The organism is Mesorhizobium newzealandense, from assembly GCF_042682145.1.
Classification (GTDB): domain Bacteria; phylum Pseudomonadota; class Alphaproteobacteria; order Rhizobiales; family Rhizobiaceae; genus Mesorhizobium; species Mesorhizobium newzealandense.
The window spans coordinates 150,573-165,928 of record NZ_JBHUGZ010000002.1 but is presented as its reverse complement, the minus strand read 5'-3'; the positions used below and the strand labels follow the sequence as shown (position 1 = coordinate 165,928).

At 63.7% G+C, this 15,356-nt stretch carries 19 protein-coding genes; 6 read left to right on the top strand and 13 right to left on the bottom strand.

Annotated features, from left to right (window positions below; translation table 11 throughout):
• The first annotated feature begins 30 nt into the window (after positions 1–30).
• Positions 31–1,356, top strand: coding sequence for an adenylate/guanylate cyclase domain-containing protein (locus ACFSOZ_RS04955; RefSeq protein ID WP_379094292.1), 1,326 nt, complete (start codon positions 31–33; stop codon positions 1,354–1,356).
• A gap of 92 nt (positions 1,357–1,448) precedes the next feature.
• Here ACFSOZ_RS04955 and secB read toward each other — a convergent pair whose 3' ends face one another.
• Both secB and ACFSOZ_RS04945 read right to left on the bottom strand, forming a co-directional pair.
• On the bottom strand, positions 1,449–1,952 hold the full coding sequence (gene secB / locus ACFSOZ_RS04950; protein WP_379094290.1) for a protein-export chaperone SecB: 504 nt from the start codon (positions 1,950–1,952) through the stop codon (positions 1,449–1,451).
• Between the two features lie 124 nt (positions 1,953–2,076).
• Complete coding sequence (locus ACFSOZ_RS04945; protein WP_379094288.1) at positions 2,077–2,577, bottom strand: FxsA family protein; 501 nt, start codon at positions 2,575–2,577, stop codon at positions 2,077–2,079.
• 215 nt (positions 2,578–2,792) lie between these two features.
• Here ACFSOZ_RS04945 and ACFSOZ_RS04940 point away from each other — a divergent pair, with 215 nt between their 5' ends.
• From ACFSOZ_RS04940 to ACFSOZ_RS04925, 4 genes are read left to right on the top strand one after another with little or no spacing between them, the layout of a single operon-like run.
• On the top strand, positions 2,793–3,500 hold the full coding sequence (locus tag ACFSOZ_RS04940; RefSeq protein ID WP_379094286.1) for a Tim44/TimA family putative adaptor protein: 708 nt from the start codon (positions 2,793–2,795) through the stop codon (positions 3,498–3,500).
• Between the two features lie 25 nt (positions 3,501–3,525).
• Positions 3,526–4,632, top strand: a complete 1,107-nt coding sequence (mltA, locus tag ACFSOZ_RS04935; protein ID WP_379094284.1) for a murein transglycosylase A — start codon at positions 3,526–3,528, stop codon at positions 4,630–4,632.
• Complete coding sequence (locus tag ACFSOZ_RS04930; protein WP_379094282.1) at positions 4,629–5,159, top strand: Smr/MutS family protein; 531 nt, start codon at positions 4,629–4,631, stop codon at positions 5,157–5,159. The genes mltA and ACFSOZ_RS04930 overlap by 4 nt, the downstream gene beginning before the upstream one ends.
• Before the next feature lie 10 nt (positions 5,160–5,169).
• Positions 5,170–5,538: a helix-turn-helix domain-containing protein gene (locus ACFSOZ_RS04925; RefSeq protein WP_379094280.1), complete on the top strand. Its 369-nt coding sequence runs from the start codon at positions 5,170–5,172 to the stop codon at positions 5,536–5,538.
• Between the two features lie 93 nt (positions 5,539–5,631).
• On the opposite strand, the gene ACFSOZ_RS04920 is transcribed toward ACFSOZ_RS04925, so the two are convergent.
• From ACFSOZ_RS04920 to ACFSOZ_RS04905, 4 genes are all read right to left on the bottom strand, one after another.
• The gene (locus ACFSOZ_RS04920) at positions 5,632–5,865 is read right to left on the bottom strand and encodes a hypothetical protein (protein ID WP_379094278.1); all 234 of its coding nucleotides are present in this window, start codon (positions 5,863–5,865) and stop codon (positions 5,632–5,634) included.
• A 189-nt stretch (positions 5,866–6,054) separates the two neighbouring features.
• A complete protein-coding gene (locus ACFSOZ_RS04915) occupies positions 6,055–6,672 on the bottom strand; it encodes a transglutaminase-like cysteine peptidase (protein ID WP_379094277.1) in 618 nt (205 codons plus the stop codon).
• A 193-nt stretch (positions 6,673–6,865) separates the two neighbouring features.
• Positions 6,866–8,143, bottom strand: coding sequence for a polyhydroxyalkanoate depolymerase (locus ACFSOZ_RS04910; protein WP_379094275.1), 1,278 nt, complete (start codon positions 8,141–8,143; stop codon positions 6,866–6,868).
• 315 nt (positions 8,144–8,458) lie between these two features.
• The gene (locus ACFSOZ_RS04905; protein WP_379094273.1) at positions 8,459–8,824 is read right to left on the bottom strand and encodes a septal ring lytic transglycosylase RlpA family protein; all 366 of its coding nucleotides are present in this window, start codon (positions 8,822–8,824) and stop codon (positions 8,459–8,461) included.
• A 309-nt stretch (positions 8,825–9,133) separates the two neighbouring features.
• Here ACFSOZ_RS04905 and ACFSOZ_RS04900 point away from each other — a divergent pair, with 309 nt between their 5' ends.
• Entirely contained in the window at positions 9,134–9,319 is a 186-nt protein-coding gene (locus ACFSOZ_RS04900) for a hypothetical protein (protein ID WP_379094271.1), read from the top strand.
• Positions 9,320–9,547: 228 nt separating this feature from the next.
• On the opposite strand, the gene ACFSOZ_RS04895 is transcribed toward ACFSOZ_RS04900, so the two are convergent.
• From ACFSOZ_RS04895 to ACFSOZ_RS04865, 7 genes are all read right to left on the bottom strand, one after another.
• Complete coding sequence (locus ACFSOZ_RS04895; protein WP_379094269.1) at positions 9,548–10,345, bottom strand: ATP-binding cassette domain-containing protein; 798 nt, start codon at positions 10,343–10,345, stop codon at positions 9,548–9,550.
• 10 nt (positions 10,346–10,355) lie between these two features.
• Positions 10,356–11,132, bottom strand: a complete 777-nt coding sequence (locus ACFSOZ_RS04890; protein ID WP_379094267.1) for an ABC transporter permease subunit — start codon at positions 11,130–11,132, stop codon at positions 10,356–10,358.
• Positions 11,129–12,292, bottom strand: a complete 1,164-nt coding sequence (ssuD, locus tag ACFSOZ_RS04885) for an FMNH2-dependent alkanesulfonate monooxygenase (protein WP_379094265.1) — start codon at positions 12,290–12,292, stop codon at positions 11,129–11,131. The genes ACFSOZ_RS04890 and ssuD overlap by 4 nt, the downstream gene beginning before the upstream one ends.
• Before the next feature lie 75 nt (positions 12,293–12,367).
• On the bottom strand, positions 12,368–13,264 hold the full coding sequence (locus ACFSOZ_RS04880) for a sulfonate ABC transporter substrate-binding protein (RefSeq protein ID WP_379094966.1): 897 nt from the start codon (positions 13,262–13,264) through the stop codon (positions 12,368–12,370).
• A gap of 251 nt (positions 13,265–13,515) precedes the next feature.
• The gene (locus ACFSOZ_RS04875; RefSeq protein ID WP_379094264.1) at positions 13,516–13,704 is read right to left on the bottom strand and encodes a hypothetical protein; all 189 of its coding nucleotides are present in this window, start codon (positions 13,702–13,704) and stop codon (positions 13,516–13,518) included.
• Between the two features lie 20 nt (positions 13,705–13,724).
• Positions 13,725–14,585 (bottom strand): ABC transporter permease subunit, encoded by an 861-nt coding sequence (locus tag ACFSOZ_RS04870; protein ID WP_379094262.1) that lies wholly within the window; start codon positions 14,583–14,585, stop codon positions 13,725–13,727.
• Positions 14,582–15,355, bottom strand: coding sequence for a taurine ABC transporter ATP-binding protein (locus ACFSOZ_RS04865; protein ID WP_379094260.1), 774 nt, complete (start codon positions 15,353–15,355; stop codon positions 14,582–14,584). Before ACFSOZ_RS04865 ends, ACFSOZ_RS04870 begins: the two co-directional genes overlap by 4 nt.
• Position 15,356 lies beyond the last annotated feature (1 nt).

Genomic DNA, 15,356 nt, shown 5'->3' with positions numbered 1-15,356 from the left:
CTCTGAGCGCTTGTGCGGATTGGGCGGCCGATGAAAACTCACATCCGTCGATTGGTCATGCGGTTTAATGTGGTCCTCCAAGCGGTGCTACGCCGAGGGATTCCGCATGATGGGGTGGCATCGGGCCGGCGCGTTTATCTGGTAAACGTGGTTGCGTTGGGAGCGGCTTCGATCTGTCTGTTTTTCTGCGGCTTCAATATGGTTGCAGGAGCCGTTCATCACGACAGGTTCCTGGCGATAAACTTTGTCGCCAGTTTGTTATTTCTGTCGGTGCCATTCACAAACGGCTTCTCAAACGCCGTTGCAGCTTACCTTCTGCTGGCTTTCATGTTCGCGATTGTGGTGCTGTTGGCGCTGCTGTCTGGGAGGGATGCCGGAGCACACTTCTTTCTAATTTCCGCCGGACCGATTCTACCGCTGCTACTGGGTACCCGGCGGCCCATACTTGTTGCAGCGTTTACATTTATTGCTATTTCGACGTTCTTGGTGCTTGAATTCACACTACCGACGCTGGTGTTCACCGGACGCCCTTGGCTTCCGCAAATACGCAATCCGTTTTCCGAGTCGCTGGATATTGGATTTGACGATAGCGTCTTCATCTTGTCGATGTTCGCCCTTGAGGCAGTTTTGGCCTGCACAACGTTTGTTGCCTTCCGCCTGGCGGAGTCGGCCGAAGCATCCCTGCAGCGAGAATACGCTCGGTCTGAGCTTCTCCTGCAGAACCTCCTGCCAAATCCCATAGCAACGCGCCTCAAGGAGCGTCCTGACGGCGTCATTGCGGACAAGTTCGATTCGGTGACCGTTCTTTTCGCAGATGTTGTCGGTTTCACATCAAGCGCAGCGCGCAAGCAACCAGAGGAACTGGTGGCATTCCTTGAGCGCATTTTTGGGGAATTCGACCTGTTGGCAGAAAAGCACGGCCTGGAGAAAATCAAGACGATTGGCGACGCTTACATGGTGGCCGGAGGAATGCCGATTCCTGCTGAGGGGCACACAAACTCGGTCGCGAACATGGCTCTGGACATGATCAATGTGGCAGGGCGCCTGACCGTCGAATTCGGTGAGGAAGTCGCAGTTCGCATTGGATTCCACTCCGGGCCTGCTGTCGCAGGTGTCATAGGCCGTCGCAAGCCATTCTACGATGTTTGGGGTGATACGATAAATGTAGCGGCTCGGATGGAATCCTCCGGCGTTCCCGGGCGCATTCAAATTACACCAGAAGTGAAGCGCGTCTTAGGAGCAAGCTACACGTTCGAGGAGCGTGGAACGGTCAACGTGAAGGGTAAGGGCCAAATGCCACTTTTCTTCCTCACGGGTAGGTCCACCAACGATCCCGGCGTCGGAGAAGTTCGATGATGGCCACAGAGCAAGCTACGAATACGACCTAGCCTCCGATACAAAAAACCCGGCACAAGGCCGGGCTTTTCATGAATTCTGCAAGGCATGCCTCAGCTCACCTTGACGTTGGACGCCGCCTGGTCTTCGGCCAGCTTCTGCTGGAACATCTGCGCGAAATCGATCGGGTCGAGCATCAGCGGCGGGAAGCCGCCATTGCGCGTCGCCTCGGCGATGATCTGCCTGGCGAAGGGGAACAGCAGGCGCGGGCATTCGATGAACAGGATCGGCAGCATGTGTTCCTGCGGGAAGCCGGCGATCGCGAACACACCGCCATAGACCAGCTCGACATTGAACAGCACTTCCTGGTCGAAGGAGGCCTTGGCGTTCAGCGTCAGGTTGACGTCGAACTGCTTGTCGGAGAGCGGGTTGGCGTTGACATTGACGTTGATGGCGATGCCGGGGGCCTTGTCGCGGCCGCGCAGCGAATTCGGCGCGCCGGGGCTTTCGAAGGAAAGGTCCTTCACATACTGGGCCAGCACGTTGAGCGACGGCTGCGCCGCAGTGTTGCCGTTCCCGTTGGCCGCGCCGACCGGCGCGTCATCCTTGCTGGCCATAAGCCTTCGTCCTCTTGCCTGGGCAGCATCGCTGACCGAATTGAAATCGGGCGTTCGCTACCATGGTCGGCATGACAAGACAAGGTTTGCCGCCTTGCTTCGGGCGAAGCAGGCCAGACGCTGCCTACTCGTCCTTGAGGCGGCGCCAGGGAGAGTTGTGGTCCGGGCCGCGCGCATAGTCGTCGCTGCGCGAATAATCGCCATCGTCGAGGTCGATGGTCTTGTCGCGTTGCCGGCCACGGAAGCCGCCAGTGCTGAAATTGGTAGCCAGCACCACGCGGCCCTTCAATGCCCGCCAGGCGAGATCCCGGATCGGCGGCAGGAACAGCAGCAGGCCGATAATGTCGGTGATGAAGCCGGGGATGATCAAAAGGATCGCCGCCAGCACGATCATCGCGCCATGCGCGAGCTGGCGGCTCGGATCGCGGCCGGCGTCCATCTCGGCCCGGATCCGCGTCATGACGCTGAACCCCTGGTGTCGGAGCAGCAGCGCGCCGGCGATGCTCGACGCCAGCACCAGGCCGACAGTCGCCAGCGCGCCGACCTGGCGCCCGACAACCACGAAGCCGGCGATTTCCAGCAGCGGTAGCGCGAGGACAAAAAGCGGAAGGAACGAAATGCGCAACTCTTGCCAACCCTCTCGATGGTTTTGGCCGTTTCGGTGTTTTGGCCGCCGGCGAGCAATCGCCGCTGGCACTGAGGCTGTTAGATAGGTATGCCTGCCTTTGATTTGAATGATTGCGCCTTGCGTTCTATATGCTTTGAATGTTGAACGCTATGCGACCGTGGCCTTTGGGGCCGGCGGTCTGGCCACAGGGCAGGGATTGATTGGCGGAAGATATGGGATTCTTCGACTTCGGCACGATTTTCTTCCTGATTGCGGCGGTGGTCATCTTTTTCCAGCTGCGCAATGTGCTGGGCCGTCGCACCGGCAGCGAACGGCCACCCTTCGACCCCTATACGGCGGCCCGCAGCGGCGACAAGGATGCCGCCCAGAAATCCGAAAATGTCGTGTCGCTGCCGCGCAAGCGGTTGCCGGGCGAGCCGGCGGCCGACACCTATGCGGCGATCGACGCCTTCGCCAAACCCGACACCGACCTCAACAAGGGTCTGCGCACGATCAAGGACAATGATCCGTCCTTCGAGCCGAAGGGCTTCGTCGACGGCGCCAAGATGGCCTATGAGATGATCGTCATGGCCTATGCCGACGGCGATCGCAAAACGCTGAAGAACCTGTTGTCGCGCGAAGTCTTTGACGGCTTTGTCGCCGCGATCGGCGAACGCGAGGCCAAGGCGGAAAAGATCCAGTCCTCTTTCGTCGGCATCGACAAGGCCGACATCGTCTCGGCCGAGATGAAGGGCGGCGAGGCGCATGTCACGCTGCGCATCATCAGCGAGCTGATTTCGGCGACCCGCGACAAGGCCGGCGCCGTTATCGACGGCGACCCCGAAACCGTCGCCGAGGTCAAGGACGTCTGGACCTTCGCCCGCGACACGCGCTCGCGCGATCCGAACTGGAAGCTCGTCGCCACCGAGGAAGAAGACTGAACCCGGCACAAGCGGCGAGGCTCCGGTGTCGCTATCGCCTCTCTTTGTCGCCAGGTCTTTTGCCGATCTCCCCGGCTGGGGCGACGATGACCATCTGGCAGCCTTTGCAGCCTTTCGCCGTTCCGCCTTTCATGTCCTGATCAAGCCCTATCGCAGCGGTTCGCTTGGCGTCGACTTCGACGCTTTTGCCGAGGCCTACGCCGAGGCCCGCATTGTTTCGCCGGCGAATCGGTCGCAGGCCCGCGCCTTCTTCGAGCGCCATTTCATCCCCGTGCACATCCGCGCCGAGAATGGGGGCGCCGGCCTCGTCACCGGTTTCTACGAACCCGAGGTCGAGGCATCGCCGGTGCGGACGGACCGCTTCTCGGTGCCGCTGCTGTCGCGTCCAGTCGATCTCGTCGATATCGATGACGCCAACCGGCCGCCAGGCATGGATCCCTACTTCGCTTTTGCCCGCCAGACGCCGGATGGACCGGTCGAATATCCCGACCGCGGCGAGATCGAGCGCGGCGCGCTCGCCGGCAAGGGTCTGGAAATCGCCTGGCTGGCCGACAAGGTCGATGCCTTCTTCATTCACGTGCAGGGTGCTGCCAGACTGAAGATGACCGATGGCCGGCTTCGCCGTGTCACCTATGCCGCCAAATCCGGCCAGCGCTTCACCGGGCCTGGCAAAATCCTCAGCGAGATTGGCGAAATCCCGCTGGAAAAGGTGACGATGCAGTCGATCCGCGCCTGGTTCAAGGCGCATCCGGATCGTGTAGACGAGATCCTTTGGCAGAACCGCTCCTACATCTTCTTCCGCGAGGCTGATGTGGAGGACGCGGGCCTTGGTCCGATCGCCGCCGCCAAGGTGCCGCTGACGCCGGGCCGCTCCATCGCTGTCGACCGCCTGCTGCACACATTCGGCACGCCGTTCCATATCGATGCACCATCGCTGACCGCGTTCGACGCAAAACCGTTCCGGCGCCTGATGATTGCGCAAGACACCGGCTCCGCAATCACCGGACCGGCGCGGGGAGATCTCTTCGCCGGCTCGGGCGATGGAGCCGGCGAGGTCGCCGGCGTGGTGCGCCATGCGGCGGATTTTTATGCGTTGATCCCGCGCGTTCTCGTTCCGGGTGCGAATCGATGACCCGGCGCTCGGATAAGCTCAGCGAAGACGACCGGGTGCTGTGGAACCTGGTGGCGCGCACCGCCAAGCCGCTCAAGGGCAGGATTGCCGTCGATATCCCCGATATCCCGGCTGAAAACAGGCCAACGCCGTCGCAGCCGGCCCAGCCTATTGCCAATCAGCCAGGCGCGGCAAAGCCGAAGGCGCAGCATGTCGCCCATGCGCTCGACGAACCGACGCTGGACAAACTGTCGAAGGGCCGGCTGCCGATCGAGGGCCGCGTCGATTTGCACGGCCTGACCCAGGACGAGGCCTATTCGCTGCTGTTCTCGTTCCTGCACCGGGCGCATGCCGGCGGCATCCGCTATGTGCTGGTCATCACCGGCAAGGGCTCGTCCTCCGGCGGCGACGGGGTGCTGCGGCGGGCCGTGCCCGCCTGGCTGTCGACGCCTGCCTTTCGGCCGCTGGTCTCCAGCCACGACCATGCCGCCCGCAACCATGGTGGTTCGGGCGCGCTCTACATCCGGCTGCGGCGGCAGCGCGCATGAGGATGGGCGCATGACCCCGTTCGGCGAGAAGCTGCGGACGCTCAGAAGCGAGCGCGGCGTCAGCCAGAAGGACATGGCGGCGGCCATCGGTGTCAGCGCCGCCTATCTGTCGGCACTGGAGCATGGAAGGCGTGGTGCGCCGACCTGGACGCTGATTCAGAAGATCATCGGTTATTTCAACGTCATCTGGGATGACGCCGAGGAGCTGGCGCGGCTGGCCGAAGCCTCGCATCCGCGCGTGAAGCTCGACACGTCGGGTCTCAGCCCCGCCGCCACCGAGCTCGCCAATCTGCTGGCCGAGAACATCGAAAAACTCGACGAGGCGGAACTGCGCCGCATCACCGCATCGATCCGCGCGGCACTGGGTCGCCAGGCGTAAGCTGGCGGTGGTGCGCCAGTGGGGCGCGAGTTTCCTGCTGGCGCCGGCGTCCGCTTCACTTGAAGAGCCCGCCGGCGTTCAGCAGTGATGAGATCATTTCTTGCCGGCCGCGCCGCCATTGTTTCCCCGGCCGCCCTTGTCACCATGGTCGTTGCCGTTGTTTCCGCCGCCCAGGCAGTTCGCGTCGCCGTTGCTGCAGCAGCGCCCGCTCCACAAATCGTTGGTCGATGTCTTGGCGCAGCTTATGGTCTGATCGGCCAAGGCCGATCCGGCCATGCCAGACACCGCGACGGCGGCAAGCAGTGCATTGCGCAAAAGTGCAGTCATCTGAAGTCTCCATGGTTGGTTTCCGTCTACGGCCATGTGTCGTCGGCCGGGAGGAAATGGTTCACGGAGAAATGCGAGATTTGTCGGGGGTTGGCATGATGCGCGCGGCGCTGGGCCAATAGCGAGACGCCGGCAGGACAGCGCGAAGGATCGCCGACCCTTCGCCGAAGTCGCTCTGTTTGCGTACGGCTACTGAACCGAGCCGACCAGGACCTGCTGGCCACCGCGGATCGAGACCCAGCGGCCGGTGTTGTCGATCGCCTGCCGCTTGAGGAAGCGGTAGCCGGTCTGGTCCCACGCCTTGACCTTGTCGTTCAGATTGTCGAGCACATAGTCGCCGTCGTCGGTGCGCACCGTCAGCACCGCATGGCCCTCGCCGTCCGGCTTGCGCACGACGGTTATCAGAAGGTCGGCAAGCGATATGCCCATGCGCGAAAGCTGGCGCCGCTTCTCCAGCACGTAGTCCTCGCAGTCACCGACGCCCTTGTCGGGATAGGCCCAGACTTCGTCCTTGCCGTAGATTTCCATGTCGCTCATCGGCTTGACGGCGGCATTGACCCTGGCGGTGACGTTGATCAGCTTGCGCATCAGCCCGTCGGTCATCGCGGCCGGCGCGAGATTGGCGGGGCGGATCGAGCATTCGCCCGGATGGAGCTTGCAGAAATCATAGTGGCCGATCGGCTGCGAGGTGAGGCCCCCGGTCGCCATCGCTCCAGCCGCCAAAGCCGGTGCCACCCAGCCTCCCGTTACTGCCAGCCCGGCCGCCACATACGCGCGCAGCCTTCGCGCCATTGGTGAGGAAATCATTGTCCCCGCTCGCCCTTTGTTATTAACGAAAGGTTAAAGGGGATTTACAGTCCGTGTCAATTACGACGACGGTCGGATTGATGGCATGGTTACCCGAGGGGTAGGACAGCGGCACTTGTGCAACAGAATCGGCCGGCCGGCCGCATTTTGCCGGCCAATTGGCGGGGATTGTCGCTGTTAAGCTTTGTTTGCACTATCTCTTGGCGGTGCGGACCAGCTTCGGCTTCACCGCCACCCTGTCCTGGCGGCCATAGCTGGTGATGAAATCGACGATGCGCGGCACGATTTCGGAGCGGAAGCGTGAGCCGTTGAACACGCCGTAGTGGCCGACCGCCGGCTGCATGTAGTGGGCATGCCTGTCGGCGGGGATGTTGGGGCACAGATCATGCGCCGCCTTGGTCTGGCCAAGGCCGGAAATGTCGTCGTTCTCGCCTTCGACCGTGAACAGGGCGACGTTGCGGATGTCAGACGGATCGATCCTGGTGCCGCGATGCGTCATCTCGCCCTTGGGCAAGGCATGGCGCACGAAGACGGTGTCGACGGTCTGCAGGTAGAATTCCGCCGTCAGATCCATCACCGCCAGATATTCGTCGTAGAAATCGCGGTGCTTCTCGGCGTTGTCGCCATCATGCTTCACCAGGTGCATGAAGAAGTCCTTGTGGGCGATGATGTGGCGGTCGAGGTTCATGCTCATGAAGCCGGACAGCTGCAGGAAGCCGGGATAGACCTCGCGGCCGAAGCCCGGCACCGGCCAGGGCGCCCGCATCACGACATTGTCGCGGAACCAGTCGATGCCCTTTTCCTCAGCCAGCAGATTGACCGCGGTCGGGTTGCGGCGGGTGTCGATCGGCCCGCCCATCAACGTCATCGTCGAGGGCACGAAGGGATCGCCGCGCGTTTCCATCAGCGCCACCGCGGCCAGCACCGGCACCGAAGGCTGGCACACCGCCATCACATGCGTGTCGGGGCCGAGCGTATGCAATATGTCGATGATGTAGTCGATGTAGTCGTCGAGATCGAAACTGCCGTCGGCGAGCGGCACCATGCGGGCATCGACCCAGTCGGTGATGTGCACGTCGGCATGGGGCAGCATTGCCTCGACCGTGCCGCGCAGCAGCGTCGCGTAGTGGCCCGACATCGGCGCCACGATCAACAGCTTCGGATCCGGCCGGCGCCCGGCGGGCACGGCGCGTTCGAAGCGGACGAGATTGCAGAACGGCCGCGACCACACGGTCTTCTCGGCGACTTCGACGCTCTTCCAGTCGACAACGGTCTTGTCGAGGCCGAATGTCGGTTTGCTGTAGCGGCGCGTGGTGCGCTCGAACAGTTCGGCGGTCGCCGCGACCGAACGGCCCCAGGACGTGTGGGAAAACGGATTGAGCGGATTGGTGTAGAACAGGCGCACCGCATCGGCATAGAGGCGCGCGGGCTGCATGGCCGCGTGGTTCATTTCATAGAGCTGGTAGAACATAAAGAACCCCGCTGCTGCATGCGACCGAAGGGACGACGAGCAGCGCCATGCCTTTGATATCTCGCGGGGAGGTTAACAACTAATTGCTGCGACGCAATACGTCACTTGGCGTGATCAACGCTTCTTTCGTCCAAGGCCTTGAAAATCCGGCCCGAACGGCGCAGCCGGCTCACTGTGCGTTGCGAAGTGTGTACGAAATGTGTCCGGACTTGGTGCCGGACACTCCGACCATGATCCCGAAACGTGGTTTGCGGTTTTTGTCGGACAAACGGAAAACCGTTTTGTCCAGAGATCATGGTCCAAGCAACAGCAGCGTCAAACGCGCGCCATGCAGACGGAGGTATGGCCGGAGCCGATGAAGCCGAGCTGGCCGGCGGCACCCTTCGACAGGTCGAGCACGCGTCCCTTGATGAACGGGCCACGATCGTTGATGCGCACGACGACGCTGCGGCCGTTGTTCTTGTTGGTCACCCTGAGCTTGGTGCCGAAGGGCAAGGTGCGATGCGCGGCGGTCATCGCCGAAGGATTCATGCGCTCGCCCGATGCGGTCTTCGAATGCAGCGCGTACCAGGAGGCACGGCCGCACTGGCCGGCGGCGGTTGCCGAAGTGGCGGAAGCGCCGACCATCAGGCCAGCAGCAATCGTTACCGCGACAAGCGCGGTCTGTTTTGTAGTATTCATATTTGGGGGATGGCTCCGTTTTTGACAGACCCCAGCCGTTATGTGTCGAATAAGGCAACAAATGCGGCAAGTATCTGGCGGTTCCATGGCGGCGGCACACGTTTGGAGTCGCTGGGTAACAGTCTGTTAGGGATTTTCGCCAGGCCGGTAATCAATTCTCGATGATCTTCGTGCTGAAGTCGGGGACTTGTTTGACAAGATCGAGCGTTGATATCCAAGTAGAAGTGAACGCGGTCGGGTCCCTTCCTTCAGTTCTTTCATCGTGCCCACAACGCCGCAACCGATCGACTTCGAAAGGGAGATCCGTCAATGAGACTGACCAAAAATCTGCTGGCGTTGATCGTGCTCGCCATCGGTGTGCTGTGGTCGCTGCAGGGCGTCGGCGTGGTCGGCGGCAGCTTCATGACCGGCCAGTCGCAATGGCTCTATGTCGGCCTCGTCACCACGCTGGTCGGCCTGGTGGGCCTGGTCTGGGCAAACCGTTCAAGAGGGTGAGTTGCGAACAAGCGCTGGCGATCCGGCGCGCCCCCCTCTGTCCTGCCGGACATCTCCCCCACGAGGGGGGAGATTGGCGGCTTCGACCTCGCCGTCCTTCTTTCAATGCTAGCGATTGGCGAAAGCAGAGGTGACGGCCAATCTCCCCCCAAGTGGGGGAGATGCCCGGTAGGGCAGAGGGGGGCGCTGTCCCGCCGACCTCTCGAAGGCAGCTTCTGCGCCGGAGATCTACCCGAACAGCCGATCCAAAATATTGCCCTCAAGCCGGGCAAGTTCGACCGAACCGCGCCGGCGTGGCCGTTCCACCGGCACATCCAGGTCAAGCGCGATCTTGCCGGCATTGATCACCACGACCCGGTCGGCCAGTGCAACCGCTTCGGCGACATCATGCGTGACCAGCACGGCGGTGAATTTCTGCGCGAGCCAGATGCGTTCCAGCAACTGCTGCATCTCGATGCGGGTCAAGGCGTCGAGCGCCCCCAGCGGCTCGTCGAGCGCCAGGATCTGCGGGTGGCCGACCAGCGCGCGGGCCAGCGCCACGCGCTGCTTCTGACCGCCGGACAGTACCGACGGCCATTCGTCGGCGCGATCGGCGAGCCCGACCTCGCCAAGAATGGCGAGCGCCCGTTGCCTTGCGTCCGCGCCGGAGGCGATGCCGGTCAGCCCGACCTCGACGTTTTTCACCACGCTGGCCCACGGCAGCAGCCGCGGCTCCTGGAACATGAAGCGCGTGCGGCTGTGGCCTTCCGCTTCCGATCCAAATGTCAGCGACCCGGCCGTCGGCCGGTCGAGCCCGGCGAGCAGCCGCAAAAGCGTGCTCTTGCCGCAGCCGCTCTTGCCGATCACGGCGACGAACTGCCCGATCGGCACGTCGAGATCGATGCCATCGAGCACGATCTTGTCGCCGAAGCGCTTGCCGACATTCCTGAAGGCAAAGGCCCGCCGGCCTTCGACGGAGCCGATCGGCCGCGACGGTGCGGGCGTGGCGATGAAGGAGCGGGCTGCGGTCAGGCTGGCGGCTGTCATGGGCACTGTCTTATCCGTTTTGGAACGCCGGATGCCAACCGAGCGACAACCGCTCGAGCAGGCGGGCGAGGCTGTCGGCAAGCTTGCCGAGCAGCGCGTAGATCAGGATCGACAGCACGACGACATCGATCAGCAGGAACTCGCGCGCCTGCATCGCCATGTAGCCGAGGCCGGAGCTCGCCGAAATCGTTTCGGCGACGATCAGTGTCAGCCACATGATGCCCAGCGCATAGCGCAGGCCGACGAAGATCGCCGGCAGCGCGCCGGGCAGGATCACGCGGAAGAAAAGTGTCGAGCGGTCCATGCCGTAGACGCGGCCCATTTCGACCAGCTGCGGGTCGACGCTCTGGATGCCGAGCAGCGTGTTGACGTAAATCGGAAAGAACACGCCGAGCGCCACCAGGAACAGTTTTGCTTCCTCGTCGATGCCGAACCACAGGATGACCAGCGGGATCAGCGCCAGGTGCGGGATGTTGCGGATCATCTGCAGCGTGGTGTCGGTCAGGCCACGGCTCAGCGTCGACAACCCGTTGGCAAGGCCAAGCGCAAAGCCGATCGAGCCGCCGACGGCGAAGCCGGCAAGCGCGCGTGCCGTGCTGACACCGATGTTGCGGATAAGCTCGCCCGACAACGTCAGCCGCCAGAAGGCCTCGGCGACGGCACTTGGCGCCGGCAGCACGTTAGGCGGCATGACGCCGGCGCGGCTGGCAATCTCCCAGCCGGCAATCACCAGCACCGGCAGCAGCCAGCCGATGCCGTTCCTGTGGAGGCGCGCGGAAAAGCTCATGACCCGGCCTGCAGGCGGGCCGCGCCATGGAAGCCGACCGAGAATTCGTTGGCGATCTCTTCGCGCGCCCGCAGCCGCCTGCTGCCGAGCCCGAGCCGAGGGAACAAAAGCTCGGCGACGCGATAGGCTTCCTCCAGATGCGGATAGCCCGAGCCGATGATGGTATCGATGCCGATCGCCTGGTACTCGCGGATGCGCTCAGTGATCTGCTCCGGCGTGCCGACCAGCGCCGTGCCGGCGCCGCCGCGCACCAGCCCGACCCCGGCCCACAGATTGGGCGAGACGACCAGCCGGTCGCGGCGGCCGCCATGCAGTTCGGCCATGCGGCGCTGGCCGACCGAATCCATCTGGTTGAGGAAGCGCGCCTGCGCGTTTTCGATCTGGGCATCGGTGACGTGGCTGATCAGCCGGTCGGCGGCCCGCCAGGCTTCGTCCTCGGTCTCGCGAACGATGAAATGCAGCCTGATGCCGAAGCGCAGCGTGCGGCCGCGCAACGCTGCCTTCTTGCGTGCCGAAGCGAGTTTCTCGGCCACCTGTGCCGGCGGCTCGCCCCAGGTCAGATACATGTCGACCAGGTCGGCGGCGAGGTCTTGGCCTGCGTCCGACGATCCGCCGAAATAGAGCGGCGGCCGCTCCTGCAACGGCAGCAGGTCGAGGCGGCCATTCTCGACGCGGTAGTATTTGCCGTCGAAATTGACGCGTTCGCCTGACACCAGGCCGCGCCAGATGGTCAGGAATTCATGCGCCTGGGCATAGCGCTCGTCATGCGGCAGGAAGACGCCGTCGCCAGCGAGTTCGGTCGGGTTGCCGCCGACCACCACATTGAGCAGCAGGCGGCCGTTGCTCAGCCGGTCAAGCGCCGCCGTCTGGCGCGCGGCGAAGGTCGGCAGCGTCACGCCGGGCCGCAGTGCGACGAGGAATTTGAGTTTTTCGGTCAGCGTCGCGAGGCCTGTCGCGGTGATCCAGGAATCCTCGCAGTTCTGCCCAGTCGGCAACAGCACGCCGGGGAAGCCGAGCCGGTCGACCGCCTGGGCGATCTCCTTGAAGTAGCCGAACTCCGGCGGCCGCTGCTGTTGCTCGGAGCCGAGATAGGAGCCGTCACCATGCGTCGGGATGAACCAGAAGAAATCAAGTGGTGCGGTGCTGGCTGACGCGGTCATGACGGCCTCTCGGAGATGCAGGCGAAAACGGGAAACGGCGCCGGGCGGTCTCACCCGGCGCCGCCTGGACAAAAATCAATTGCCTGGTGCGGTCCACACCGCGTCGGAAATCCGCACCGCGTTCGGGATCAGCCCGAGTTTGTAGAAGCGGTCGGCGGTCGCCTGCTGGCCGGCGATGATCTCGTCGGTGATCGGAAAGATACCGAATTTGGTGCGGTTGGCGGCGATGGTCTGTGCGTCGAGCGGCACGCCGGTCACCTCGTGCAGCGCCGCGACCACCTTGTCGCGGTTCTGGTCCGCCCATTTCGCCGCCTCGCCAAGGGCTGCAATCGTCGTGGTGACGATCTCGGGATGCGCCTTGGCGAAATCCTTGTTGGCGAGGAAATAGGTGTTGACCTTGAGTACCTCGCTGGAGCGAGCCAGCACGCGCGGTTGGTAGCGGGTTTCGGCGATGGCAAAGAACGGATCCCAGACGGTCCAGGCATCGATCTGGTCGCTCGCGAAGGCGGCGGCGGCATCGGCCGGGCTGAGATAGACCGGCGTGATCTGGTCGAAGGGGACGCCAGCCTTTTCCAGGGCCGCGACCAGCAGATTATGCGCACTGGTGCCCTTGCCGACGCCGACGCGCTTGCCTTTGAGGTCGGCGACCGACTGGATCGGCGACGCCGGCTTGACGAAGATCGCCTCGCCGTCGCCATTGGAAGGCAGTGCGGCTGCATAGACGATGTTGGCGCCGGCCGACTGGCCGAAGATCGGCGGTGCATCACCGGTCCAGCCGGCATCGATGGCGCCGACATTGAGCGCCTCCACCAGCGGCGGACCGGCGGTGAACTCGACCCATTTGACCGTGACGCCCTTGTCGCTCAGCACCTTTTCGATCACCTGCTGCTGCCTGGCGATCACCGGCAGGCCGGTCTTCTGATAGCCGATGCTGAACTGCTTCAATTCCTGCGCCGTAGCGCCAAACGACATGGCAACGCTCGCCGCCAGCAGGCCGATGCCGAAAACACGTCTTGTTAGATTGAACATGATCCCTCTCCTTCGATGCGGATCGGCGTCGGGAAATGTCCTCGCCGGGTGGAAGATGGATCAGGCTAGGTAGGTCTATAAACTTAGTAGAGAAACGATTTTGCGAGTTGAGTCGGAGAAGGGGAATCATTTTCCGCGATTGGCGGGACAGATCGCCAGCGCTCGTTCCAATGGTGCGCCAACCGGACCGCCCTTCACTGCGACCAATACTGCCAGGCCCAGTAAAAACTCTCGTCGCGCGGCGGCAGGCGATTGTGCCTGGCCGGCTGGACTGGCATCGGCGCCGCCAGGCCGTCCTCCTGCGGCCTGTTCGGCTTGTCCCTGGAAAGGCTGAGCAGCCAGGCGCCGAAATGGCTGAGCAACACGGCGGTGGAATGGGGCATCGTCATTCTCCCTTTTCCGATCATTCGCGTCCCGCCCACGGGACGAGCACGCGCTCGATCCTGCGGATGGTGAATTCGAGCACGAAGGCGATGGCCGCGATCACCAGTATGCCCATCACCACCACGTCGGTGACGAGGAACTGGGCGGCCGACTGGATCATGAAACCAAGCCCGCGCGTCGCCGCCACCAGTTCGGCGGCGACCAGCGTCGACCAGCCGGCGCCGAGCGCGATGCGCAGTCCGGTCAGGATCGACGGCAGCGCGCTCGGCAGGATCACGTGGCGGACCACTTGCGCGCGCGTCGCGCCAAGCGAACGCGCCGCGTTGATGCGTTCCTGCGAAACGCCGCGAACGCCCGATGCGGTCGACAATGCCACCGGCGCCAGCATGGCGATGGCGAGCACCAGGATCTTCGACGGCTCGCCGATACCGAACCAGATGATGACCAGCGGCAGATAGGCGAGCGGCGGGATCGGCCGCAGGAATTCCAGCAGCGGATCGAAAATGCCGCGCCCGATGGTGCTGATGCCGATCGCCAGCCCGACCGGTACGCCAATGAGGATGGCGGCGATCAGCGCGGCGAACACCCTGGCCAGGCTGGCGACGGCATGCTGCAGCAGCGTCGCATCGACGAAGCCGTCGCGGGCAACGACGATGAACTTGTTCCACACGGCGGCCGGCGAGGGCAGGAAGACCGGCGATACCACCTGCAGGCGGGCCGAAAGCGCCCACACCGCCAGCACCACCAGAATGGTGACCGCGCTGACCATGCGCGCCGAAATGGCTCTGCGCTTCGGGCTGGGCCGCGACCATGGCACCGACAGGCCGTCGGCCTCGTCGATCTGGTGGCTCGGCCGTTCCGTGTAGGAGGAAATGGTCATGCCGCTTCTCCCTCGAAGATCGCGTCGGTCAGTTCGCCGCGCGCCGAGGCGAAGGCCGGGTCGGCCTTGATGGTGCGAATGGCCTCGCCGGCTGCATAGCGACGGCTGAAGCCGGGCTCGAAGGTTTGCACCACGCGGCCCGGTCCGGGAGCCAGCACGACGATGCGGGTGGCGAGCACCAGCGCCTCCTCGATGCCATGCGTGACCATCAGCACGCCGACATCGCTGGCCGTCCACAAATCGAGCAGCGTCGTCTGCATGCGCTCGCGCGTCAGCGCATCGAGCGCGCCGAGCGGTTCGTCGAGCAGCAGGAATTCAGGCTCGGCGGCCAGGGCGCGGGCCAGGCCGACACGCTGGCGCATGCCGCCGGAAAGTTCCCAGATGCGCTTGTCGCCGGCATCCGCGAGCTTCACCAGATCCAGCAATTCATCGACGCGGCGCGCCCGCTCGGCTGGCCCGACACCACGCAGCCGCAGCGCGAAGGCAACGTTCTCGCGCGCCGTCAGCCATGGGAACAAGGCATCGTTCTGGAACACCACCGCCCGGTCCGACCCCGGCGCTGTGATCGGCCTGCCACCGATCGTCGCGGCGCCACGCGCCGGTGCGACCAGGCCGGCGGCGACATTGAGCAGCGAGGTCTTGCCGCAGCCGGAGCGGCCGACAAGCACGACGAAATCGCCCTTGGCGACATCGATCGACACCCGCTCGACGGCCGGCGCCGCCTGACCGTCATAGTGGATCGAGACCTTGTCGAGCACGAGATGCGGCATT